The sequence below is a fragment of the Streptomyces sp. SudanB52_2052 genome, assembly GCF_964272415.1.
Lineage (GTDB): Bacteria > Actinomycetota > Actinomycetes > Streptomycetales > Streptomycetaceae > Streptomyces > Streptomyces olindensis.
In genome coordinates, this window is the sequence record NZ_OZ186796.1 from 648,974 (window position 1) to 670,942 (window position 21,969).

The window sequence follows — 21,969 nt, forward strand, 5'->3', positions numbered from 1 at the left end:
TCCCCGTCGGCCTGCGCGCGGGAGCCCGGCGACGGTCTCCCGCATGCCGGGTGTCCACGCGGTCCCGCACCAGCTCCCGGTCCTCCTCACTCCACTCGAAGGCGCGGGCCTGCTCCGGCGTCGGGTACTCGATGGCGCCCTCGGCGGTGCGGATGCTGCGGCCCCAGGCCGGGTAGCCGGTGGCGAGCTCGTGGGCCGTCTCCTCGTCCTCCGCCACGACCACGTCGGCCGAGACGCTGACGTACGGCTTGTCGAGGACGTCGGAGGGCTGGAAGAAGGCCCGGTAGCCGTCCACGGCCTCCAGCACGGTGGCGGGGCTGACGTGGTAGTTCGCGGCGAACCGCAGCCCCCGCGCGCCCGCGACCTCGGCGCTCTGGCACCGCTGCTGCCCAGGATCCGCACCTCGACGTCGGCGCCCTCGCCCGGCACGGCGTGCGCCTCGACGCCCTCCGGGGACCGGTAGGTGCCGGCCAGCAGGGCGAGGATGTCATCGATCTGCTCGGCCAGATCTGCCGGAACACCTCGTAGCTCTCGGCGTTGCGGTCCCATTGGTCCTCGGGTGTGTGGAACAGCTCGCGCTGGGCGGCGCCGTTGCCCTTGCCGATGATCAATGCCAGACGTCCGCCGGAGAGATGGTCGAGGGTGGCGTAGTCCTCGTATCGTGCCGCTCCCCCACGCCGAAGCCGTCGAAGCCGAGTTCCTCGGCGAGCAGGGCGTTGTCGAGAACCTCGCGAAAGCGGTCCTGGGTCGTCTTCTGCACCCCGGTGATCGGGTCCGGGCGGTGCACGATCAGGGTGATGGCGAGGAACTTCACGACGCTGCCCGTTGGTCGCGGACGTCGTCGGGGTGGGCCAGGCCGAGGTGGTCGCGCAGGGTCGGGCCCTCGTACTCCGTGCGGAACACGCCCCGTTCCTGCAGGAGCGGGACGACCTTGTCGGCGAACTCGTCGAGGCCGGTGGGGGTGATGTGCGGGACGAGGATGAAGCCGTCACTTGCGTCGGCCTGCACGAACTCGTTGATGGTGCGGGCGATCGTCTCCGCCGAACCGATGAAGTTCTGCCGGTTGCCGGTCTCGATGACCAGGTCGCGGATCGACCAGTTGTTCGCGGCGGCGAGCTCGCGCCACTCGCGGGCGGTGGCCAGCGGGTCGCGGTAGATGCGGACCTGGGCGCGGCCCTGGGAGATGTGGTTGTCGCTGACATCGGGGTCGATGTCGGGGAGCGGCCCGTCCGGGTCGTAGGAGGACAGGTCCCGGTTCCAGACGAACTCCAGGTGCTTGAGGGCGGTGGCGCCGCTGACCTGCTGGCGGCGCACCTCCTTGGCGAGTTCCTCCGCCTCGGCGTCGGTGTCGGCGAGGGTGAAGGTGGCGGCGGGCAGGATCAGCAGCTGGTCGTGGTGGCGGCCGTACTTGGCGAGGCGCTTCTTGACGTCGGTGTAGAAGGCCTGGCCCGCTTCGAGGGTGGCGTGTCGGCTGAAGATCGCGTCGGCTTCGGAGGCGGCGAACTCGCGGCCCTCCTCGGAGTCGCCGGCCTGGAAGATCACCGGGCGGCCCTGCGGGGAGCGCGGCACGTTGAACTGCCCGTGGATGTCGAAGTGTTGCCCAGTGTGGACGAAGGCGCCGGCCTTGGCGTCCCGCAGGAAGCTGCCGCTCTCCTGGTCGGCGAGGATCTCGTCGCCGTGCCAGGAGTCGAAGAGCTCGTTCGCCGTGGCCAGGAACTCCTTGGCGCGGGAGTAGCGCTCCTCCTGCGGCAGGAAGCCACCGCGGCGGAAGTTCTCTCCGGTGAAGGCGTCCCAGGAGGTGACGACGTTCCAGGCGGAGCGCCCGCCGGAGAGGTGGTCGAGGCTGGCGAACTGGCGGGCGACCTCGTAGGGCTCGTTGAAGGTGGAGTTGATGGTGCCGGTCAGGCCGAGATGCTCGGTGACGGCGGCGAGTGCCGCCAGGACGGTGAAGGTGTCGGGGCGGCCTACGACGTCCAGGTCGTAGATCTGCCCGCCCTGTTCGCGGAGCCTGAGCCCCTCGGCGAGGAACAGGAAGTCGGACTTGGCGCGTTCGGCCGTCCGCGCGAAGTGCACGAAGGAGCTGAACTCGATGTGGCTGCCGGCCTTCGGATCGCTCCACACGGTGGTGTTGTTGACGCCCGGGAAGTGGGCGGCCAGATGGATCTGCTTCAAAGGCTTGGTCATCGGTCGGGGATCCTTCCGGCTCAGGCAGCGGCGTAGCGGTTGGCGGGGCGGGCCAGGCCCAGCAGGCCGCGCAGGGTGTCCGCCTCGTAGGCGCGGCGGAAGGCGCCGCGGCGCTGCAGTTCGGGGACCAGCCCCCGGGTGATCGCCGGGAGGTCGTGGCCGGCGACGGCGGGGCGCAGCCGGAAACCGGTCAACCCGGCGGTGTGCAACTCCTGTAGAACGTCAGCGAGTTGGTCGGGCGTGCCGGCGAAGATCCGGGCGTCGCTGGTGTACGGCTCCCCCGCGAGGGCGTCGAGGCGCGCGCGCCGGTCCTCCGCGGCAGCCTGGTCGTCGTCCAGGAAGACCACCACGTCACCGAAGACATGCAGGGGTTCGCCTGCTCGCCCGGCCGTCTCCTGCTCGGCGCGGATCTCGGCGACGATCGCGCGGGCCTGCTCGGCGTCGTGCGGGGTCACGTAGCCGATGTCGGCCTGCCGGGACACCAGCCGGTACGGAACGGTCTGGTGGGCGAGGGCGCTGACGATCGGCTGGCCCTGCGGTGGGCGGGGCGTGATGGAGGGGCCCCTGACGCTGAAGTGCCTGCCCTCGAAGTCGATGTAGTGCAGCTTGTCGCGGTCGATGAAGCGGCCGGTGGCGGCGTCCCGGATCTCGGCGTCGTCCTCCCAGCTGTCCCAGAGGCGGCGCACCACCTCCACGTAGTCGGCGGCTTCGTCGAAGAGGTCGGCGACCACCTCCCGGGTGTCCGGGTGGTCGTAGGCCTCGATGCGCGGGATGGTGCGGCGGCCGAAGTGCGCGGCCTCGTTCGGGCGGGCGGTGATCTGCACCCGCAGGCCGGCGCGGCCGGCGCTGACGTAGTCGAGGGTGGCGATCGCCTTGGAGATGTGGAACGGCTCCGTGTGCGTGGAGACCACCGTCGGCACCAGGCCTATGTGCCGGGTCAACGGGGCGACGCGGGAGGCGATGAGGACGGCGTCGAGGCGGCCGCGGACCTGGTCGGTGCGCTCGTCAGGGTCGAGGAAGTGGGAGGACTGCGGGCCGAGGCCGTCCTCGATGGTCACGAGGTCGAGCAGACCGCGTTCGGCCTCGGCGACCAGATCGGCCCAGTATCCGGCGGTGAACAGCTCGCGCGGGCGGGCCTCCGGCTCGCGCCAGGAGGCGGGGTGCCAGCCGGTGCCGTCCAGGGCGACGGCAAGGTGCAGGGAAGAAAGGGGTGTTGAGGACACGAGGGGTGCCTTCCTGGAAGTCCGTGACGAGAACGCCCGCCTCCCTCAGACAGGAGGAGGCAACGGCGGTGAAGGAACGGGTCAGGAACAACGGAGCGCGCAGGCCACGCGCTGAAGGTCCATGGGGTGCCGGGAGTGGAGGTGGACGGCGTGGCCGCACCTGGTACCGGTGCCGCGCCTCGGAGTTGGAGAGCCTGCGCACCCCGGGTCGGCTACTTGTTGGTCTTGGGCAGGCCGGGCGGGTTGATCTCGGACTTGGTCACGGCCTCGTCGGACAGGCCCCAGCGCTGAAGTACCTTCGCGTACGTGCCGTTGTCGATGACGTGGTTGAGGGCGTCGGCGAGCGGCTTGACCAGGCCGCTGTCCTTCTTGGTGGTGGCCGCGATGAGCCCCTGGAGGGTGGAGCCGGCGCCGGAGTAGGTGCCGACGACCTCGGTCTTGCCGGTGGTGGCCGCGTGGTAGGCGGCGGTCGGGTTGGGGCCGAGGTAGAGGTCGATGCGGCCGGACTGGAGGGCGAGGTAGGTGTCGCTGTCGTTCTGGTAGTACTTGATGTTCACCGGCTTGCGGCCGGCCTTCTCGTTCTCCTTGCTCCACTCGACGAGCAGCTTCTCCTGGTTGGTGCCGCTGCCCACCGCGACCGTCCTGCCCGCCACGTCCTCGGGCCCGGTGACCTTCAGGCCGCTGCCCTTCTTCGCCTCGAAGGCGAGGTTGTCCTCGCGGTAGGTGGCGAAGTCGTACTTCTCCTTGCGCTCCTCGGTGACGGTGATGTTGCTGAACCCGACGTCGTACTTGGCGCTGTCCAGGCCGACGAAGATGTTCTCCCAGGAGACCGTGTTGATGTGCAGCTTGAGGCCCAGCACGTCGGCGACCAGGGAGGCGAGGTCGGGCTCGACGCCGATGACGGTCTTGTTGTCGGTGGCGTAGAAGGTGAGCGGTGCGGCGGAGCCGGAGGAGTCGACGATCTCCAGGGTGCCTCTCTTGCGGATCTTCTCGGGGACCTCGGCGGCTATGGAGTCGACCTTGTCGGTGGTGATGCGGTTCTGGTCGGGACTGATGTTGATCTTCGTCTTGCTGCCCGGCGTGGCCGCGACCTCGGTCGTGCCGCCGTCGTCGGGGTTGCTGCACGCGGCGAGGACGAGGGCGGTGGCGAGTCCGAGCGCGGCTGCGGCGGTGCGGCGGGTGATCGAGGTGGACATGGTCGTGCTCCTTGCTCGCGGGATGGGGTGAGGGTCGGTCAGAGGACCTTGGAGAGGAAGGCGCGGGTGCGCTCGTGCTGCGGGGCGTCCAGGACGGCCGCGGGCGGGCCCTGCTCCACGACGACACCGCCGTCCATGAACACCACGGTGTCGGCGACCTCGCGGGCGAAGCCGATCTCGTGGGTCACGACGATCATGGTGGTTCCGGTGCCGGCCAGGTCCTTGATGACGTCGAGGACCTCGCCGACCAGTTCCGGGTCGAGCGCCGAGGTGGGCTCGTCGAAGAGCAGCACCTTCGGTTCGAGAGCGAGGGCGCGGGCGATGGCCACGCGCTGCTGCTGGCCTCCGGAGAGCTGCCGGGGGTAGGCGTCGGCCTTGTCGGCGAGGCCGACCCGGTCGAGGAGCCCGCGGGCGGTCTCCTCCGCTGCCTTGCGCGGGCGGCGCAGCGCGGAGACCGGTGCCTCGACCAGGTTGTCCAGCACGGTCAGGTGCGGGAAGAGGTTGAAGTTCTGGAAGACGAACCCGATGTGGGTGCGCTGCTTCAGAACGTCCTTCTCCTTCAGCTCGTGCAGCTTGCTCCCGGAGCGGCGGTAGCCGATGAGTTCGCCGTCGATGCTGATCCAGCCGCGGTTGACCTTCTCCAGGTGGTTGATGGTGCGCAGCAGCGTGGACTTGCCGGAGCCGGACGGGCCGAGGATCACGGTGACCTCGCCGGCGCGGACCTGGAGGTCGACGCCGCGCAGCACCTCCAGCGGGCCGAAGCTCTTGTGGACGCCGTGGAGTTCCACCATCACGTCGTCGACCGTCGGCGTCGTGTCCTCGACGGCCACTGTCACGTCGTTCATCGGCTGTCTCCCAAGGGCTTCAGGGGTGTGACGGGCTGGTTGCGCTGGGCGGCTGCCGCGCGCAGGGTGCGGACGAAGCGGCGGGCACGCTGGAGGGGGGTGGGCGGCGGGGTGCGGTTGGCGCCCCGGGCGTAGCGGCGCTCGACGTAGTACTGCGCGACCGACAGCAAGGAGGTCAGCACCACGTACCAGGCGGTGGCGACCAGCAGCAGCGGGATCACCCGGCCGTTGCGTCCGTAGATCACCTGCACCTGGTAGAACAGCTCACCGATGGACATCACGTAGACCACCGAGGTGCCCTTGAGCAGGCCGATGATCTCGTTGCCGGCCGTGGGCAGGATGGCGCGCATGGCCTGCGGTAGCACGATCCGGCGGATCTGCCGCAGCCGGGGGATGCCTAGCGCGGCGGCCGCCTCCAACTGCCCGTGGTCGACGGCGATGACACCACCGCGCACGATCTCGGCGGCATAGGCGGCCTGGTGCAGCGTCAGCCCGATGACGGCCGCGCCCATGGTGCCGATGATGCTGTTGCTGTCGACGGACCAGAACACCGGGCCGAAGGGGATGCCGAAGCCCAGCCTCTCGTACAGCGCGCTCAGGTTGAACCAGAACACCAGCTGGACGATCATTGGGATGGACCGGAAGATCCATATGTAGGTCCAGGCGACGGTCTGCAGCACCGGACTGCGCGACAGCCGCATGAAGGCAAGGACAGTGCCGAGGAGGAAGCCGAGCACGGTGGCGTAGGCGGTGAGTTGGAGGGTCACCCACACTGCATGGACGATCGTCTCGGACAGCACGTAGTCGCGGAAGACGCCCCACTCCCAGACCGGGTTGGTGGCCAGGCCGTGCGCGAACTGGGCGACCAGCACGATCACGGCGACGGCCGCCACCCAGCGGGCGTAGTGGCGGGCGGGGACGACCTTGAGGGAGGCCGGGTCGTCCGGGGTGGGCGGAGCCCCGGTGCCGGGCGAGGCCGCTGCGGGTGGCGCGGAGGCGGAAGGTGTGGTGAGTCCCATCGTGACGTTCCTGCTTACTCGTTACGTGTGCTCGGGCGGGTTGATCCGCGACGTGTCGATCGCGGAGGCGGAGGTGCCCCACTTCTTGAGGATCCGGGCGTACGTGCCGTCCTTGATCAGCTCGTTGACGGCCGCCTGGAAGGCCTTGGTGAGGGGGGAGCCCTTCTTGAACGCGAAGCCGACGTCGAGGCGGTGGAACTCACCGAGGAAGGTGGTCTGCGAGGCGGGCTGGGCCGCCTGGTAGCGCAGGCCGTTGATGGTCGACATGATCACGTCGATCCGGCCCTGCTGGAGCGCGGTGAGGGTCGCCCCGTTCTCCGAGTAGACCTTCACGTCGTACGGCTTCTTGCCCGCCTTCGCGCACACGCCCTTCTGCGCGGTGAGGGTCGCTTCGAAGGTGGTGCCGGCGCCTGTGCCGATGGTCAGCCCGCACAGCTGGGTGAGGTCGGTGACCTTCTTGCCGAAGGTGGTATTGCCCGTCTTCACCGCGAAGCCCTGGCCGTCGTTGATGTAGGTGACGAAGTCGATGGTCTTCAAGCGTTCGGTGGTGACGCCGAAGTTGCCGGTCCCGAAGTCGTACTTGCCGCTGCCCAGGGCGGGCAGGATCGTCTCGAAGGAGGCGTCCTGCCGCTCCAGCTTCACGCCGAGGACCTTGGCCACCGCGTCGGCGAGGTCGATGTCCTGGCCCGCGGGCGGCTTGTCCTGGCCGTTCGGGTAGTACGCCCCGGGCGGGAATCCGACCGAGCTGCCGACCCGCAGCGTGCCCGCTTCGCGGACGCCGACTGGCAGCAGGGCGGCGGCGGAGTCCACCTTGCGTACGGCGGCGACCGGGTCGTCGGCCGGCGCGGGGGACGCCTGAGCGGCCGCCGGTGCGGTGCCGGAGGTGTCGCCGGAGCCACAGGCGGTCAGCGCCAGTACGGGCAGCAGCGCGATGGTCGCGGCGACACGCAGGCGGGTTCTGATCGGGCGAGGGTTCACAGGTCGGCTGCCTTTCCCGTGCGTGCTGTGCGTGCTGTGCCTGCTCTGCGTGCTTCGGCCTGCAGATGCTTCTCGAAGGGCAGCGGGCCGATGGTTTCCGGGTCGGCCCCGGTGTCGAACAGCGGTGTGTAGCCGGTGGCCAGGTACAGGCCGCGGGCCTCGGGCTGGCGTGGCCCGGTGGTCAGATAGATCCGCCGGTAGCCACGTGTGCCCGCCTCGCGTTCCAGCTCGGCGATGACACGGCGGGCAAGGCCGCGCCGCCGGTGGGCGGAGTGGGTCCAGATCCGCTTCAGCTCGGCGGTGGTCGCGTCGTACCGCCGGAAGGCGCCGCCCGCTACGGGCTCGCCGCGCTCCAGCAGCAGGAGCAGCAGGCCGCCGTACGGTTCGGTGAACTCCTCGTCGGGGTAGCGGGAGATCTCGGCGTGGGCGTCCTTGCCGTAGCGCGTGGAGTACTCGTGGCCGAGTTCGCGCAGCAGGGGTCTCACGCGCGGGTCGGATACGGATACCTGAAGGACCGTCAACTCGGGAGCGGACGTCATCCGTTCACCGCCGTCAGGGTCTGCGTCCCGCCTGCCGCCCGCTCTGCGTCGCGCTTGGCGACCTCCTCGCGGACGATCGGGATCACGTACCGGCCGAAGTCGATGGCGTCGCCGAGCAGGTCGTAGCCGCGGGCGGAGAGGATGTCGACGCCGAGGTCGTAGTAGTCGAGGAGTGCCTGGGCGACCGTCTCCGGGGTGCCGACCAGGGCGTTGGAGTTGCCCGCGCCACCCGTCGCGGCGGCGGTCGGGGTCCACAGGGCGCGGTCGTAGCGCTCCCCCGCCTCGGCGATGGCGAGCAGCCGCTGCGAACCAGTGTTCTGCGGCTGGGCGTGTCCGTTGTGGCGCTTGGTGATCGCCTCGCCCTTCTCCTTCCGGGCCTTGATCGCGCCGACCGTGCGCTGGGCCTTCTCCCAGGCCAGCTCCTCGGTCGGGGCGATGATCGGGCGGAAGGCGACCTGGACGCGGGGCACGTCGGTGCGGCCCGCGGCCTTCGCGGCGGCCTTCACGTTCTCGATCTGCTCGGCGGTCTTCGCCAGGGGCTCGCCCCACAGGCAGTAGATGTCGGCCTCGGCGCCTCCGGCGGCGTACGCGGCAGGGGACGAGCCGCCGAACGAGACGTTCGGGCGGGGCTGTTGGAGGGGGAAGACGTCGCTGACGAAGTCGTGGAAGCGGTAGTGCTCGCCCTCGTGGTCGAAGGGCTCGTGGGTGGTCCAGATCTTCCTGACGATCCGGATGTATTCGCGGGTGCGGGCGTAGCGCTCGTCCTTGGTGAGGGTGTCGCCCTCGCGGCCCTGCTCGTGGTCGTTTCCGCCGGTGATGAAGTGCACGGTCAGCCGGCCGTCGCTGATCTGGTCGAGGGTGGCGAAGGTCTTGGCGGCGAAGGTGGGGTAGGAGACGTTGGGCCGGTGGGCGAGCAGGATCTGCAGGCGCTCCAGCCTGCTCGCGATGTACGCGGCGGCCGGGGCGGGGTCCGGGGACCCGGAGCCGTAGGCGAACAGCACCCGGTCCCAGCCGTGGTCCTCGTGGGCCCGGGCGAGCCGGAGCGTGTACTCCTTGTCGAACGCGGCGCCGGAGCGGGGCGTGGTTTCGGAGCCGTCGTTGGTGGCGGCGATGCCGAGGAACTCCACGGGCATGGGCATGGCCTTTCAGGGATCGCGGCGGCACGCGGGCATGGCGGAATCGCCCTGCGTGCAGGCATGAGTGAACAGACCGTCAGGCAGACGGGGCGGTGCGGTCGTGACGACGTCGAGCGTCGGGAGAAGCGGAGCTGCGGCAGCGCGCGTGAGGAGAGAACTCGGCCCGCGACGGGGTCACCGAGGGAGGGAAGGGCCGGTCAGACGGCCCGCTGCCGAGTCAGGCGCAACACGCGGCCGACCACACCCGACCGAAGTCGATGTGATCGCGCGAGACCAAGCGCTGCTGGGCAGTCATGCGACTACTTGAGCAGTACATCGTGGCGCTCGTCAAGCAGCGCCCGGATGCCGGACGGCTCGGGATCGGCGCTGCCCTGGGCGCTGTTGACACATCGATGCCCTGGGCACATACGATCGACAGCGGATCGGCCGCCCTGCCCGGCGGCCTTCCCGTCCGCGTTGAGGGACGCGGCGCATGTGACGACGCCGAGCCCCGGCCGCACCTACGCACGCAGCGCCTGTGGCGTTGCGCTCCCTGCGAGTGCCACCGGGTGGTCACCCACGCCTGCCATCCCCTCCCCCGGAGAGCCTCTCGATGGTCACGCCTTCCGAAGTCACGCCGGCCCCTGCGACGCAACCCCCGAAAAGGGCGAGTGCCCCTGGTCCCGACGTGCCGCGCATCGTGCCGCGCCGGCACCTCGGCCGCTGGGCGACCGCTGCCGCCGCGCTGCTGCTGTTCGCGATGGTCCTCAACTCCGTCGTCCGCAACGACGCCTTCCAATGGAGCGTGGTGGGCCGGTACTTCACCACCGCCGCCGTGCTCGACGGACTGCTGCTCTCCCTGTGGCTGACCGCCGTGGTGATGGTGCTCGGCTTCCTGCTCGGCACCGTGCTCGCGGTGATGCGCCTGTCGGCCAACCCTGTGCTTCGCACGCTGAGTTGGGGCTATGTGTGGATCTTCCGGTCCACGCCGCTGCTGGTGCAGCTGCTGTTCTGGTTCAACATCGGTGCCCTGTATCCGACGCTCGGCCTCGGCATCCCGTTCGGCCCGCAGTTCCTCACCGTCAAGACGGTCAACCTCCTCGGCCCCACCCTGACCGCCGTCATCGGCCTGACCCTGCACGAGACCGCCTACGCCGCCGAAGTGGTGCGCGGCGGCATCCTCTCCGTGGACCCCGGGCAGACCGAGGCCGCCCAGGCGCTGGGGCTGAGCAGGCGCCGCACGCTGCGCCGGATCGTCGTCCCCCAGGCGATGCGCTCGATCGTGCCCACGGCCGGGAACATGCTGATCGGCACGCTCAAGGGCACCAGCATCGTCAGCGTGCTGGCCGTGCACGACCTGCTGTACTCGGTGCAGCTGATCTACAACCAGACCTACCAGGTCATCCCGCTGCTGATGGTCGCCACCCTGTGGTACATCGCGGTCACCACGGTGCTGAGCGCGGGCCAGTTCCACGTCGAGCGGTACTACGCGCGCGGGGACTCCCGCACCCTGCCGCCGACCCCGCTGCAACGGCTGCGCGGCCATCTGACCGCCGTGCGCCATCGACTGAGCGCGGCCACGGCCGCCGACGCCCGCCCGGCGATCGGCGGTGACCGGTGAGCAGCACCCCTTCGCCGGCCGTCCTGGTCGTCGTCGGCGCGGGGCCGCGCGCCACGGGCCTGCTGGAGCGGATCGCCGCCAACGCACCCGAACTGTGGGACGAGGTACGAGAGTTGCGCATCCACCTGGTGGACCCGCACCCGCCCGGCCCGGGACGCGTCTGGCGTCACGAACAGTCGGCGCTGCTGCGGATGAACTCCATGGCCGAGGACGTCACCATGTTCACCGACGAGTCCTCCACGATCGACGGCCCGGTACAGCCGGGCCCCTCACTCGCCGAGTGGGCCGCCCAGTTCTCCGGCCGGAGCCCGCGCCACGCCCCGTACGCCGAACCCACCGACCCTGACGTGCTCGCCGAACTGCGCACGCTCGACGGGTCCGACTTCCCCACCCGCCGTGCCCAGAGCGCCTACCTGGACTGGGTGTTCCGCAGGGCGCTGGCCCAACTGCCGCCCACCGTCACGGTCGAGTGGCACCCCACCACCGCGACCGCCGTCACCGGTCCCCCGGACGGCCCGCAGCAGGTGCACCTCGCCGACCGCGCCACCCCGCTCACCGCCGACCTGGTCGTCCTCGCACAGGGACACCTCGGCTCCACTCCCGCCGCCGAGCACCGGGACCACGCCGCCTTCGCTCGCCGGCACGGCCGCTTCCACCTCCCGCCCGAGTTCTCCGCCGACGCCGACCTGTCCGCACTGCGACCCGGCGAGCACGTCATCCTGCGCGGCTTCGGGCTGGCCTTCATCGACGTGATGACGCTGCTCACCGAGGGACGCGGCGGCAGATACCGCACCGAGGCCGACGGCACCCTCACCTACCTCCCGTCCGGCCGCGAGCCCGTCCTGCACGTCGGATCGCGGCGCGGTGTGCCGTACCGCTCCAAGACCCGCTACCGCCTGCAGGGTCCCCGGCCTCCACTGCCGCGCCACTTCGGCCCTGAGGCGGTCGACGCACTGCTCGCCGAGGGCCGCCCGCTGGACCTGCGGCGCGACGTGTGGCCGCTGATGGCCAAGGAGATCGGCTTCGGCCACTACCACGAGCTCTTCCACGCCCACCCCGAGCGCACGGCCCTCCCCTGGCCGGATTTCGTCGCCGCCTACGACCGCCTGGGCTGGTACGACGCCGAGATGGCGGCCCTCGTCGCCACGGCCGTACCCGACCCGGCGGACCGCCTGGACTTCGAGGTCCTGGACCGCCCGCTGGACGGCCTCGCGTTCCCCACGCCGGAGGCGTTCCAGGACCACCTGCGCGACCACATCGCCCGGGACGTCGCCCGCCGCGAGGACCCGGCGTTCAGCGCCGACCTCGGGGCGTTCCTCGCCCTGCTCTCGGTCTACGGGCAACTGCCCCGCCTGGTCGCGGCGGGGCGACTGACCGCGCGTTCCGTCGCCGAGCAACTCGACGGCTGGTGGCACGGCTTCTTCAGCTTCCTGGCCTCCGGTCCGCCCGGCTTCCGCCTGCGCCAACTCCTCGCGCTGTCCCGGGCCGGCATCGTCCACTTCCTGGGGGCGGACATCCGCATCGCCACCGACGAGACGAGCGGCACCTTCACCGCGACCAGCCCCACCGTCTCCGGCCACACCACCCACGCCACGGCCCTGATCGAGGCGTACCTGCCGGGCCCCTCCCTGGCCCACACCGAGGACCCACTCCTGCGGGGCCTGCATCGGGAAGGCGCACTCGCCGAGGAGGTCATCGCCGACCCCACCCACACCCACCGCTCCGGCCTGCTCGCCGTCTCCCCCACGGACGGCCACGTCCTCGACCCGTCCCTCGACAGCCCCCACCCCCGGCGCATCGCCCTCGGCGCCCCCACCAACAGCCGGGCCGTCGCCGCCTTCGCCCGCCCCCGCACCAACGCCCCGGCCTTCCGCCAGAACGACGCCGTCGCCCGCGCGCTCCTGCGTGCTCTGAGCACCACCGAGGCCGAGACGGCAACGTCACCGGTGGACAGCCGACCTCTCGGAGTGTGAGACCTTGTGTGAGACCTTTCCCTGGAAGCCGTGCGAGGCGGGCGCACTCGACGGCATCGCGACCGTCCGCGTCACCGACTGCCTGGACGCCCGCGAGCACGCCAACGTCGTCGTCGTGCAGCCCTCGTCCGCCGGCCGCGCGGCGGGCGGCCGGCCCGTGTGGCTCGGCCTGGTCAACGACGCCGATGCCACCGCCGGCATCACCGCCTGGATCGAGCAGGGCGGGCCCGGACTCGCCGACCCGCCCGGCATCCTCGACCTGTACAGCTTCGCTCCCTCGCGCCGCGTGCGGGGGCAGGTGGAGGGCTGACGCACGAGACCCTGGGGAAGAGGCTCACCGGGCCTGCGGGCGCCGCCATGCCTGGATCCCTTCGGGTGCGGCCGGGTGTCGTTCGAGCCCCACCGCCGCCAACTCAGCGGCCAGCGTCTCGTCGGAGACGACATGGCAGTCGAACCCTGCGGTCTCCTCCCGGATCAGTTCGTCGCCGCGCCAGGTCCGGTAGGTCATCACCCAGCGGATCAGGTCCTCATCCACGACGTCTGCCCGCGCGAGGGTGTCGTAGCGGTACCGTCCCAGCGTGCCGCCAGGGACCACCGAGGGCGGGATGGCGGTCGCCGTCTGGGGGTGTTGCGACTCCATGATCAGCGCTCCCCCGGGGCGGAGTGCGCCGGCCCACTTGTGCCAGAGCCGAGCCCGCTGCTCCGGCGAGAGGTGCATGATCATGTTGAACAGCACCACGGCGTCCAGCGGTATGTCCACCTCGGCGGTCAGCGCGTCCTCGGGCAGCACGGTCACTGCGTCTGCGGCTGCCGGTATGCGGGACAGCCGCGTGACCAGAGCGGCGCGCATGATGCGCGTCGGCTCGATCGCGAAGATCTCGCCGTCCGGCCCGAGCAGTTCCAGCAGTACCTCGGTGAACACCCCTGTGCCCGGGCCGATCTCGGCAACCGTGCGGGATCCGGACACCAGCCGCCTCAGGGCGTCCGAGAACGAGGCTCGTACCGCCTCGGGGAAGATCAGGTCGTAGTAGGGGCCGTTGACGGCATAACCGAGCCCTTGATCGGCGCGGTCGGCCTCACTCGTGACGGTCTTGGTCATCTGTGCTGTGGCCTTTCTCGGTGATGAGCAGGTACCTCTCCGAACCGATGGCCCAGGCATCGGTGCGCGGTCGCGCGAGCACATCGGCGCTTTCCGCAGTCGCAGCGCACGGCGGAGTCGGCGGAACGGGAACTCAACCCCTCCCTGCCGTTCCTTCCGCCCGAACCACAACACCGTCGCACGCCATCGGGGAGCAACCGAGGGTGGCGGTACCCACGCCCCTGGGGCGACCGCGGCGAGCAACCCCGCGGGGTGCTCGGGGCTGCTGGTTGGGCGCTCACGGTCCGGCGGGCAGAGGAGCGGCGGGGTCCGGTCGCCGGACGAGCTTCGCCAGGAGCCCATGGCGGGGTGCCAGGCACCAGGTGAGAGCGAACAGGGCCGTGAGGACGACGACCACGGAGCCGCCTGCGGCCAGGTCGTATGTGTAGGAGACGTACAGACTCGCGACGCTGCCGGCGCAGCCGATGAGCGACGCACACCAGGCCGACGACTGCGGCGACGCCGAACGCCCACTGCATGAAGGGCAGTTGCCATGGGTCAGTGAAGAAGCCGAGGAGCTCGCTCATGATGCGGTCACCGTGCCGATCGCGCGGTCGAGGCCGAAGGCCCGCAGCATCTGGTCGGGCTCGGCGAGGAGTTCGGGGCCGCCCTCGGCGACGACCGTGCGGTTGATCAGCGCCACCCGGTGGCAGGTGCGGGCGGCGGCCGCCAGATCGTGGGTGGTCATCAGCAGGGCCCTGCCTTCCGCGGCCAGCCGGCCGAACAGCTCGTTCAACAACTCCTGGGTGGGGCTGGGAGGAGTCGGCGAACACGGTTTGTACGCCTGCCTTGCGCATCGCCTCGGTGAGTGAGCGCAGGTCGGAGGAGCTGGGCGAGGCCAGCGTCGTACCGCTCGGGACCACCGCGCCGATCACCCGGAAGCCGAAGCGGTCGGCGAGGTAGCCGAAGACGTGGTGGTTGGTCACCAGCGCGCGCCGCTTCTCGGGTATGCGGGCGAAGGACTTCTCCATCCAGGTGGTGAGGTCGGCGAGTTGGTCGTCGTAGCGGTCGGCATTGGCGCGGACCGTCTTCTCGTCCACGTGCTCGACGACCTGGTCGGCGATCAGGCCCACGACTTTGCGGACGCGGTCGGGGTCGGTCCAGAAGTGCGGGTCGGGCTGCTCGGCCTCCTCCTCGGGGCCTCCGTCGTCGTGCGCCTGGAAGGCGAGCGGGTCCGCCGCCTTGCCGGCCTCGAAGGTGGGCACCCCCGCCTCGCGGGCGGCGTTCACGTGCCGCAGTACGTTCTCCTCCAGTCCCAGTCCGTTGAAGACCACCAGGTCGGCGCGCTCCAACTCGGCGGCCTGCACGGCCGACAGGCCGAAGGAGTGCGGGTCGGCGTTCGCCTTCATCAGCACGGTGACGTCGGCCTCGTCGCCCACGATCTCCTGGGTGATGTCGCCCAGGATGTTGGTCGTCACGACCACGCGGGGCCGGTCGTCGCCGCTCGTACAGCCGGTGCCGGCACCGGCCAGGGCGAGGGTGAGCAGGAGCAGCAGGAGGGTGCGCAGCCGCCGCGACCCTCGCGTCTGTCTCGTCATCGTCCGGTCTCCACCATGAGGGCCGGCTCGATGTCCAGGTCGAAGGTGCGCGCGATACGCAGGTTGTCGTTGTAGTCGATCTCGTACACGCGTTTGCCCTTGGAGTCGTTGAGGTAGGCGCGGCTGCGGTCGACCTCGATGACCGGTGCCGCGTTCCCGTGGGTACCGGTCTCTGGGGCGCCCGTCAGAAGCGGCTTTGTCTGGGAGACCTGCTTGCCGGTGGCGATGTCGTAGCCGTGGAGTGCTCCGTCGGTCTCCAGGACGATCAGGACGGAGCCCTCGCCGGCGGTGTTGGCGGAGACGACGGGCCCGGTCTTCACCCGTGTCCACGTCCGCTCGCTGACGTCCAGCACCCGCACGGCCCGCTTCCCGGCCGGTGCCGTGAGCGTGTCGCTGCCGGGCCGGTGCCGGAAGGCCGTGGCCCGTTCCGCTTCGGGTACGTCGCTGCCGTAGGGGATCTTCTCGGCGGTGAAGGTGCCGTCGTCCTCACGGACGAGCAGGGCGCCGTCGGCGCAGCCGAGGACGACTCCGCGCCGGGTGACGGCGTCGCCCCGCGCCTCTTCGCAGCGGGCGTCCGGCGACGTGGCCCGCTTGCCCTCGCGGTCGTACACCGCGACCGTCCCGTCGTCCGTGACGCCGAGCAGGTGCTCCGCGTACGGCACGACGGCTCCCGCGTGTGTCCCGGGAAGCGTGCGGGCGGAGCCGACCTTGCCCTTTTCCAGACCGGCCCGGCGGTAGATGCTGGCCCGGCCGTCCTCATCGGTCACCGCGGTCACGGCGGCATCGCTGCGGATGCGCGTGCCCGGGCCTCCGGGCAGCTCGCCCACGTCACGTATCGCCGCGCGGTAGTAGTGGACGTGGTCGCCGTGGTCCACCATCCAGGCGCCAGCGTCGAGGACGTGCGTGCCGCCCGCGGTGTGGAAGTAACCGAACCGGCCGTCCGTGGTCAGTTCCGCGGTGCCCGCCGTCCGGGACACCTCGTGCACCTTTCCGGTGATCAGATCGAGTACCCGCGTGTCTCCGGGCCTCGGGGCGTTGAGCACCAGCCGGGACTGCTGCTCGGCCTTCTCCTGTGCCCCTGCGACGTAACCGTGCGGAGCGGAGGCCGGGGGCGCCGTCCTCGGGGCGGACGCGGTGTCGTCCCGGCCCGCACAGCCGGTGGTGAGCAGACAGACGGCCACGAGCGTGGTGGACATCCCAGCAGTGGCGTTTCTGCGGATGAACAAAGGGATCACCTCTTCCATCAGTGGGTGGCCGCGGCGTGAGCACCGGCGAGGCGCGCACGGCGGTGGTGGCGGAGACCGGATGCCAGGTGGGAGAGGAAGAACAGGCTCACCGCGAGGGCCGAGATGGTCGCGCCGGCCGCGGTGCTCAGGTGCCAGGACAGCAGCAGTCCGCCGAAGGTGGCGGTCATGCCGAGGAGTGCCGCGAGGGCCATGACACCCCGCACGCTGCGCGTCCAGGGCAGCGCGGCCGCGGGCGGGGCGATGAGCAGCCCCAGGACGAGCAGCGTGCCCACGATGTGGAAGGAGGCGACGATGGCCAGCGCCAGCAAGCCGAGCAGCACCGCATGAGCCAGGCGCGGGCACAGACCGAGCGTGTGGGCCTTGCGCGGGTCGAAGGCCAGGGCGAGGAAGGCCCGGTGGCCGAGGACCGAGACGACCAGCGCCAGCAGCAGCGCCACGCCCAGCAGCACCAGGTCCTGCTCTCGGACTGCGAGGACGTCACCGAAGAGGAACCCGGTCAGGTCGACAGCGAAGGACTGCGAGCGCGAGACGATGATGACGCCGAGCGACAGCATCCCCACGAACAGCAGACCGATCCCGGTGTCCTGGGACAACCGCGGGGTGCGGCCGAGGGCGGTGACCCCGGCCGTCATGACGGCCGCGCTGAGCAGCGCTCCCACCAGCAGGTTGCCGCCGAACAGCGCGGCGAGCGCGACTCCGGGCAACAGCCCGTGCGACATGGCGTCACCGAGGAAGGCCATCCCCCTGAGCACCACCCAGATGCCGGCGAGGGCGCAGATCGCCGACACCAACCCACTCACGACCTCGAAGCCGCGCGCTCAGCCGACATCTGCCTCCTGCTCAGCGACGGCCGCCTGGCGGAACAAGGCGACCCCGAGCGGCTCCTCACCCCTTCCACACTCGCCCGGACCTGGCAACCGGCCTGAGACCCCTGGATCGATCGCCCTGGTCGCCGACCGGTCAACGGCCGGTCGACGGCCGGTCGACCGGATCGGCCGACAGCGACGGCTTGGACCTCGCCGGTCGCCGCTGTCCGGGGTCCTCGGGCGCATGCTCTGCCAGATGAGCATCGAAGCGCTCTTCCACTCGGCCGCGTGGGCCCGGGCGGAGTCGGTGAAAACGCCGTCAGTGTCGAACACGACCGCCCTGACGTCCCGCAGCACAGGTGCTACCACGTCCTGACCGAACAGTCATCGCTGCTCTCCTCGTGACTGGGCCCAGGCAAGATTTAGGCGAGCTGCGGAACGACCGCCACCGGGCAGTACGCGTGGTGCAGCAGGGTATGGCTCACCCGGCCGAGTTGCAGGCCGAAGTGGCCATGCTTGCGACGCGCCCCGATGATCACGAGGTCGGCCGCGGCCGAGCGGTGTAGCAGCACCTTGCGGGCCGGGCCCTCTATCGTCGTACGGCTCACCCGCACATCCGGGTGATCGGCGACCGCGTCGCGCAGCAGCTCGTCCAGCTGGATGCGGGCCTGCTCCTCGTGGTACTGCGCCGGTGTCTCGGCAAGCGCGGCCGTGTCGGCGGTCTCGCGTGCGGGGCAGCGCCATGCCCGTACCACGTCGAGCGTGCACCTGCGGACCTCCGCCTCGCGGAAGGCGAACCGCGCCGCGATCCCGCTGCTGGTGGGGTCCCCGGCACCCAGGAGGATCCGCTCATGGCTGCCGGACACGCCGGCCTTGTCGCCGCGTACCACGATCACCGGGCAGTACGCCCGTGCAGCAACGGCCAGGCCGACCGAGCCGAGCAGCAGTCCCTTCAGCTCGCTACGGCCCCGCGACCCGGTGACCAGGGCGGTGGCGTTGTTCCCCTCGTGCAGGAGTGCCTCCGCCGCGTCAGCCGGGAGGACCTCGGTGGTCACCTTCACCTCAGGGTTGCGCCGCAGGGCGCGCTCCGCCGCGGAGGCGACAAGGTGGTCGGCCATCACCTGCTCCGACGGGCGTTCCAGAGTGACCGACGGTGTGATGCCCTCGTAGCGTTCCCAGAGGGAGGCGTAGACCAGCCGTAGCGGAAGCCCGTACCGGGCGGCTTCGTCCACCGCCCAGTCGACTGCCATCAGGCTGCCGTCCGATCCATCGACGCCCACGACCAGGGGGAGTTCCAGCGTCATCGTTCCCACCGCCTCGTACACGAGCAGCCTTCACATCCACTCTCAGCGTCCCGCCGGTGGCAGCCGGGGTAGGAGGGGCTGTCCGGCCCCGACCGGGACCGTTCGGCCCATGTCCCTGCCCATCCGGAGCGGCCCACAATGATCTGGTAGCCCGAAGTAAGGGAGCGAGAAGATGTCCATCGCCTCCCGGATCGTCGTCATCGGGGTCGATAATGAGTTCCGTCACGACGATGGCGTGGGCTGGGCCGTGATTGCGCGCCTCGAAGAGCGCACGGCTGACCGACCGCTGCCACCCGGCCCCGTTCTGGAGACTTTCGTCGGCGACCCGGGGAGGCTGCTGGGCCTGCGGGAGAACGCTGAGCTCGCGGTCCAGGAAGGCGGGCGCCCGTCCGCGCCGAACAGATCGCCACGGAAGGACGAGGCCGATGAACCTGCCGATCGTCGTCGGCGTGGACGGCTCCGAGGCCAGCCTGCGGGCCGCGGACTGGGCGGCCGATGAGGCCGCGCTGCGCGGCGCCCCACTGCGTCTGGTGCACGCCTCGCTCTGGGAGTGCTACGAACGTGCCGTCTTCCCCGCAGCATCGGAGAGGTGGGAGCAGCTGCTCACCGATGTCCTCGTAGTCGCCGCGGCCCATCGCGCCCGGCAGCGCGTCCCAGACATGAAGATCGACACCCAGGTCGTGCCCGAGGGGCCGGTGCCCGTTCTCATCCAGGAGGCACATCGTGCGTCCGTGCTGATCCTGGGATCGCAGGACCGCGGCGGCGTCGCCGAGCTGCTGCAGGGCTCGGTCGGCCTGACCGTGGCCGGCCTCGCCGACTGTCCGGTGATCGTGGTCCGCGGCGGACACGAGGGCGGGGACAGGTCCGGCGCGCATCGCCGTGTCGTGCTCGGCGTCGGCGAGGAGGCAGCAAGCGCGAACGCCATCCGGTTCGCCCTTGAGGAAGCGGAGCGGCGCGGCGCCGTACTCGAGGCCGTGCGCGCCTGGCGGCGCCCGGCGCACGAGACCACGGACCACCCATGGTTCGTCGGAGAACCGGCACATGTACGTGAGGAGCGGGCGGTGCAGGCCCTGGAAGCCGCGCTCCGTGAAGCCCCGGCGGGTGTGCGGCTGCACAAGCGTGCCGTGGAGGGTCCCGCCCGTCAGGTGCTCCTGGACACCTGCCAAGACGCCGACCTGCTGGTCCTGGGTGCGCGGCGCCGCCCTGGGCACTTCGGTTTGCACCTCGGCCGGGTCACCCACGCGGCGCTGACCCATTCCGCCTGTCCGGTCGCCGTTGTGCCTGAGCAGCCGCGATACCCGTAGTTCCCTTCCTGTCAAAGGGGCTCGTGACGAGCGGGCTCGTCGCGGGTTTCCGCGACTTCGCCGGATCGAGGCCTGGGCGGCGCGGATCGGCCAGGAGCTGACGAGCGCGAGGGATGCGTGCCAGGGTCGCGTCCTCCCGAGGTTGCGCCGAAGATGGATGTGTGGCTCGTCGAGATCCTCATGCCCGTGATGCGGGGCGCGCGGCCCAACGGCCAGGGATGTCGGGGACGCGCGTAGTCCTCGCTGTTCTGGGTCTCTCGGTGGCTGCATACGCATCCCTTGTGCGGCCACGGCTTCTCCGTTGGGGGGCCACGGATGAGGAGGCGCGAGGGCCTTTCCCGGGTGCTGACCTCATTCCTGGCGGCAAGCGGACGGCAACGATGGCGGTGACAATCAAGGCACCGCCATCGCAGGTCTGGCCATGGCTCGTCCAGATGGGGTGCGATCGTGCCGGCTGGTACAGCTGGGACCGCCTTGACAATGGCGGCGTCGCAAGCGCCAGGCGCATCCACCCAGAGTGGCAGCAGATCTCGGTTGGGGACCATCTCGCTTCGACGCCGAGCGGCAGTACCTGGTTCGAGGTGGCGGCCCTCGATCCGGGACGTTTCCTCGCTCTGCGCGCACCGTTTGACTTGCGGGGTCGTCCGTTCGATACAAGGGGACCGCGCCCGCGTCTCTACACCGATTCGCTGTGGGCTTTTCTCCTCGACGAAGTCCAGGGCGGGCGCAGCCGGCTCATTGTCAGCGGGTATGCGGCCGCCAAACCAGGTCTGCTCGCAGCCATCGGCAACTTCCTGCTGTGGGAACCGGCCCACTGGTTCATGCAGACCCGCCAGTTCGCGAACCTGAAGATCCGGGCGGAGGCCGGTCAAGAGTGACACCAGGCGTCAAAGAGCTGTTGGGCCATCCGGTGACCGATCCGGGGCCTTTCGGCCTATACGGTGGTCCAGCCCCGGCTCCTGACTTGAGAGTGGGACGACCAGTGGAGCTGCCGTACGGAGGCCGTCATGAACACCGCCTCGGCCCTTCGCTCAGGTGGAGTGGGAACCCCCGCCCTCATTACGCTGTATTGGCCGCCGTTGGGCGCCGGCGGTGTGCGGTTGGTCCGATGGAATGGCCGCCTGTATGAGGCGATCGCCGCGCATCTCCAGCACCGGGAATCGCTCGACCTGTATCACTCTGCTCTGCAGGTCCGACTCGGAGCCGACTGCTACGCCATCGAGATGGCTCCCGTGTGGCGCACGGACGAACCTGATCGGGCCGTGGTCGCCGAGGGGGCTGTGGGGCTGCCGCGGCTGGGCCGCTCGCGCCTGTTTCGCTATGAAGTCCGGCGTTGGCGCAACGGGAGCATCCCGGACGTCGCTGAGGCCGTGGCCAGCCCTCGGTGCCTGAGTGCAGACGCTGATCAGGTTCGGCGGATGCTGGACCTGGTTCCGTCCTTCCCACCATGACCTGGGGACGCGATGAGCTAGGCACCGGCGATCAGTGCCGACATGCATCGCGTAGGCCAGCGCTTCGGCGGTGGTCACAAGGTTCCTCGGCACCCCGATGAGGGGGGCCGTGGCCACCGTAGCCAACGGCGTCAGTTCACGGGCGTTGTCGTCGTCGAACAGACGGTTGCACTGGATCATGTCCTCTCGCTTGTTGGTGGCGAGCCGCAGACGGAGACCGTCAGAGGCCTCCTCTGCTGCGTGCACGGCGGAGCCGTTCCAGGGCTCCTTGCGAAGCATCTGCCTGAACTGCTCAGCCGCAGCAGGGTCGGTGATCTTCCTATCGGCCAGCAGCCGATCGACTGTGCCTGGATTCAGGGCGTCGAATGTGGCCCACGAGGGGCTGTAAGCCAGCACGTGGTCGGGGTTCAAGCGGGCCAGACAGCGAGCGACAGCGGGATGTCCGACCGAGCTCGAAGGCACCACGACACTTCCGCTGCAGCCCCACA

The 21,969-nt window shown here is 70.4% G+C and carries 20 protein-coding genes and 4 pseudogenes; 5 read left to right on the top strand and 19 right to left on the bottom strand.

The window, feature by feature from the left end; all coding sequences use genetic code 11:
- Positions 1-25 precede the first annotated feature (25 nt).
- From ACSUPV_RS02980 to ACSUPV_RS03025, 10 genes and pseudogenes are all read right to left on the bottom strand, one after another.
- Positions 26-510 (bottom strand): annotated as a pseudogene (locus ACSUPV_RS02980) (LLM class flavin-dependent oxidoreductase); the annotation flags it as partial.
- Positions 462-814, bottom strand: a pseudogene (locus ACSUPV_RS02985) (LLM class flavin-dependent oxidoreductase); the annotation flags it as partial. The pseudogenes ACSUPV_RS02985 and ACSUPV_RS02980, both read right to left, overlap by 49 nt.
- Positions 811-2,184, bottom strand: coding sequence for an NtaA/DmoA family FMN-dependent monooxygenase (locus ACSUPV_RS02990; protein WP_436946848.1), 1,374 nt, complete (start codon positions 2,182-2,184; stop codon positions 811-813). The pseudogene ACSUPV_RS02985 and the gene ACSUPV_RS02990, both read right to left, overlap by 4 nt.
- Before the next feature lie 20 nt (positions 2,185-2,204).
- Positions 2,205-3,407: an LLM class flavin-dependent oxidoreductase gene (locus ACSUPV_RS02995; protein ID WP_037764463.1), complete on the bottom strand. Its 1,203-nt coding sequence runs from the start codon at positions 3,405-3,407 to the stop codon at positions 2,205-2,207.
- A gap of 212 nt (positions 3,408-3,619) precedes the next feature.
- On the bottom strand, positions 3,620-4,603 hold the full coding sequence (locus ACSUPV_RS03000; protein WP_359786142.1) for an ABC transporter substrate-binding protein: 984 nt from the start codon (positions 4,601-4,603) through the stop codon (positions 3,620-3,622).
- Positions 4,604-4,641: 38 nt separating this feature from the next.
- Positions 4,642-5,448, bottom strand: coding sequence for an amino acid ABC transporter ATP-binding protein (locus ACSUPV_RS03005; RefSeq protein WP_382608895.1), 807 nt, complete (start codon positions 5,446-5,448; stop codon positions 4,642-4,644).
- Positions 5,445-6,467: an amino acid ABC transporter permease gene (locus tag ACSUPV_RS03010; RefSeq protein WP_436946849.1), complete on the bottom strand. Its 1,023-nt coding sequence runs from the start codon at positions 6,465-6,467 to the stop codon at positions 5,445-5,447. Before ACSUPV_RS03010 ends, ACSUPV_RS03005 begins: the two co-directional genes overlap by 4 nt.
- Before the next feature lie 21 nt (positions 6,468-6,488).
- Positions 6,489-7,445 carry an ABC transporter substrate-binding protein gene (locus tag ACSUPV_RS03015; RefSeq protein WP_436946850.1) on the bottom strand — a complete coding sequence of 319 codons (957 nt, stop codon included), beginning with the start codon at positions 7,443-7,445 and terminating at the stop codon, positions 6,489-6,491.
- A complete protein-coding gene (locus ACSUPV_RS03020; RefSeq protein ID WP_436946851.1) occupies positions 7,442-7,984 on the bottom strand; it encodes a GNAT family N-acetyltransferase in 543 nt (180 codons plus the stop codon). The genes ACSUPV_RS03015 and ACSUPV_RS03020 overlap by 4 nt, the downstream gene beginning before the upstream one ends.
- Positions 7,981-9,117: an LLM class flavin-dependent oxidoreductase gene (locus ACSUPV_RS03025; protein WP_436949867.1), complete on the bottom strand. Its 1,137-nt coding sequence runs from the start codon at positions 9,115-9,117 to the stop codon at positions 7,981-7,983. Before ACSUPV_RS03025 ends, ACSUPV_RS03020 begins: the two co-directional genes overlap by 4 nt.
- A gap of 595 nt (positions 9,118-9,712) precedes the next feature.
- On the opposite strand from ACSUPV_RS03025, the gene ACSUPV_RS03030 reads away from it, so the two are divergent.
- The 3 genes from ACSUPV_RS03030 to ACSUPV_RS03040 are packed head-to-tail and all read left to right on the top strand — an operon-like array spanning position 9,713 to position 13,003.
- Positions 9,713-10,720 carry an amino acid ABC transporter permease gene (locus tag ACSUPV_RS03030; protein WP_037764469.1) on the top strand — a complete coding sequence of 336 codons (1,008 nt, stop codon included), beginning with the start codon at positions 9,713-9,715 and terminating at the stop codon, positions 10,718-10,720.
- Positions 10,717-12,693: an FAD/NAD(P)-binding protein gene (locus ACSUPV_RS03035; protein WP_436946852.1), complete on the top strand. Its 1,977-nt coding sequence runs from the start codon at positions 10,717-10,719 to the stop codon at positions 12,691-12,693. Before ACSUPV_RS03030 ends, ACSUPV_RS03035 begins: the two co-directional genes overlap by 4 nt.
- 4 nt (positions 12,694-12,697) lie before the next feature.
- Positions 12,698-13,003 (top strand): (2Fe-2S) ferredoxin domain-containing protein, encoded by a 306-nt coding sequence (locus ACSUPV_RS03040; protein WP_359786128.1) that lies wholly within the window; start codon positions 12,698-12,700, stop codon positions 13,001-13,003.
- A 24-nt stretch (positions 13,004-13,027) separates the two neighbouring features.
- Here the strand turns inward: ACSUPV_RS03040 and ACSUPV_RS03045 are convergent, their stop codons facing one another.
- The 8 genes and pseudogenes from ACSUPV_RS03045 to ACSUPV_RS03080 all read right to left on the bottom strand — a co-directional run bounded on the left by ACSUPV_RS03045 (position 13,028) and on the right by ACSUPV_RS03080 (position 18,726).
- The gene (locus ACSUPV_RS03045; protein ID WP_359786126.1) at positions 13,028-13,792 is read right to left on the bottom strand and encodes a class I SAM-dependent methyltransferase; all 765 of its coding nucleotides are present in this window, start codon (positions 13,790-13,792) and stop codon (positions 13,028-13,030) included.
- Positions 13,793-14,069: 277 nt separating this feature from the next.
- Complete coding sequence (locus tag ACSUPV_RS03050; protein ID WP_359786246.1) at positions 14,070-14,333, bottom strand: metal ABC transporter permease; 264 nt, start codon at positions 14,331-14,333, stop codon at positions 14,070-14,072.
- Between the two features lie 21 nt (positions 14,334-14,354).
- Positions 14,355-14,567: a hypothetical protein gene (locus ACSUPV_RS03055; RefSeq protein ID WP_382609308.1), complete on the bottom strand. Its 213-nt coding sequence runs from the start codon at positions 14,565-14,567 to the stop codon at positions 14,355-14,357.
- 13 nt (positions 14,568-14,580) lie between these two features.
- Positions 14,581-15,369: pseudogene (locus ACSUPV_RS03060) on the bottom strand (metal ABC transporter solute-binding protein, Zn/Mn family); the annotation flags it as partial.
- Positions 15,366-16,565, bottom strand: a complete 1,200-nt coding sequence (locus tag ACSUPV_RS03065) for a hypothetical protein (RefSeq protein WP_436946853.1) — start codon at positions 16,563-16,565, stop codon at positions 15,366-15,368. The gene ACSUPV_RS03065 and the pseudogene ACSUPV_RS03060, both read right to left, overlap by 4 nt.
- A 47-nt stretch (positions 16,566-16,612) precedes the next feature.
- The gene (gene aztB / locus ACSUPV_RS03070) at positions 16,613-17,416 is read right to left on the bottom strand and encodes a zinc ABC transporter permease AztB (RefSeq protein WP_436946854.1); all 804 of its coding nucleotides are present in this window, start codon (positions 17,414-17,416) and stop codon (positions 16,613-16,615) included.
- A 220-nt stretch (positions 17,417-17,636) separates the two neighbouring features.
- Positions 17,637-17,806: pseudogene (locus tag ACSUPV_RS03075) on the bottom strand (hydrolase); the annotation flags it as partial.
- 38 nt (positions 17,807-17,844) lie between these two features.
- Positions 17,845-18,726: a universal stress protein gene (locus ACSUPV_RS03080; protein ID WP_436946855.1), complete on the bottom strand. Its 882-nt coding sequence runs from the start codon at positions 18,724-18,726 to the stop codon at positions 17,845-17,847.
- 425 nt (positions 18,727-19,151) lie between these two features.
- Here ACSUPV_RS03080 and ACSUPV_RS03085 point away from each other — a divergent pair, with 425 nt between their 5' ends.
- Positions 19,152-20,030, top strand: a complete 879-nt coding sequence (locus ACSUPV_RS03085; RefSeq protein WP_436946856.1) for a universal stress protein — start codon at positions 19,152-19,154, stop codon at positions 20,028-20,030.
- A gap of 380 nt (positions 20,031-20,410) precedes the next feature.
- Positions 20,411-20,908, top strand: coding sequence for a hypothetical protein (locus ACSUPV_RS03090; protein ID WP_359786105.1), 498 nt, complete (start codon positions 20,411-20,413; stop codon positions 20,906-20,908).
- A gap of 153 nt (positions 20,909-21,061) precedes the next feature.
- On the opposite strand, the gene ACSUPV_RS03095 is transcribed toward ACSUPV_RS03090, so the two are convergent.
- Entirely contained in the window at positions 21,062-21,892 is an 831-nt protein-coding gene (locus ACSUPV_RS03095) for a hypothetical protein (protein WP_436946857.1), read from the bottom strand.
- Positions 21,893-21,969: the final 77 nt, after the last annotated feature.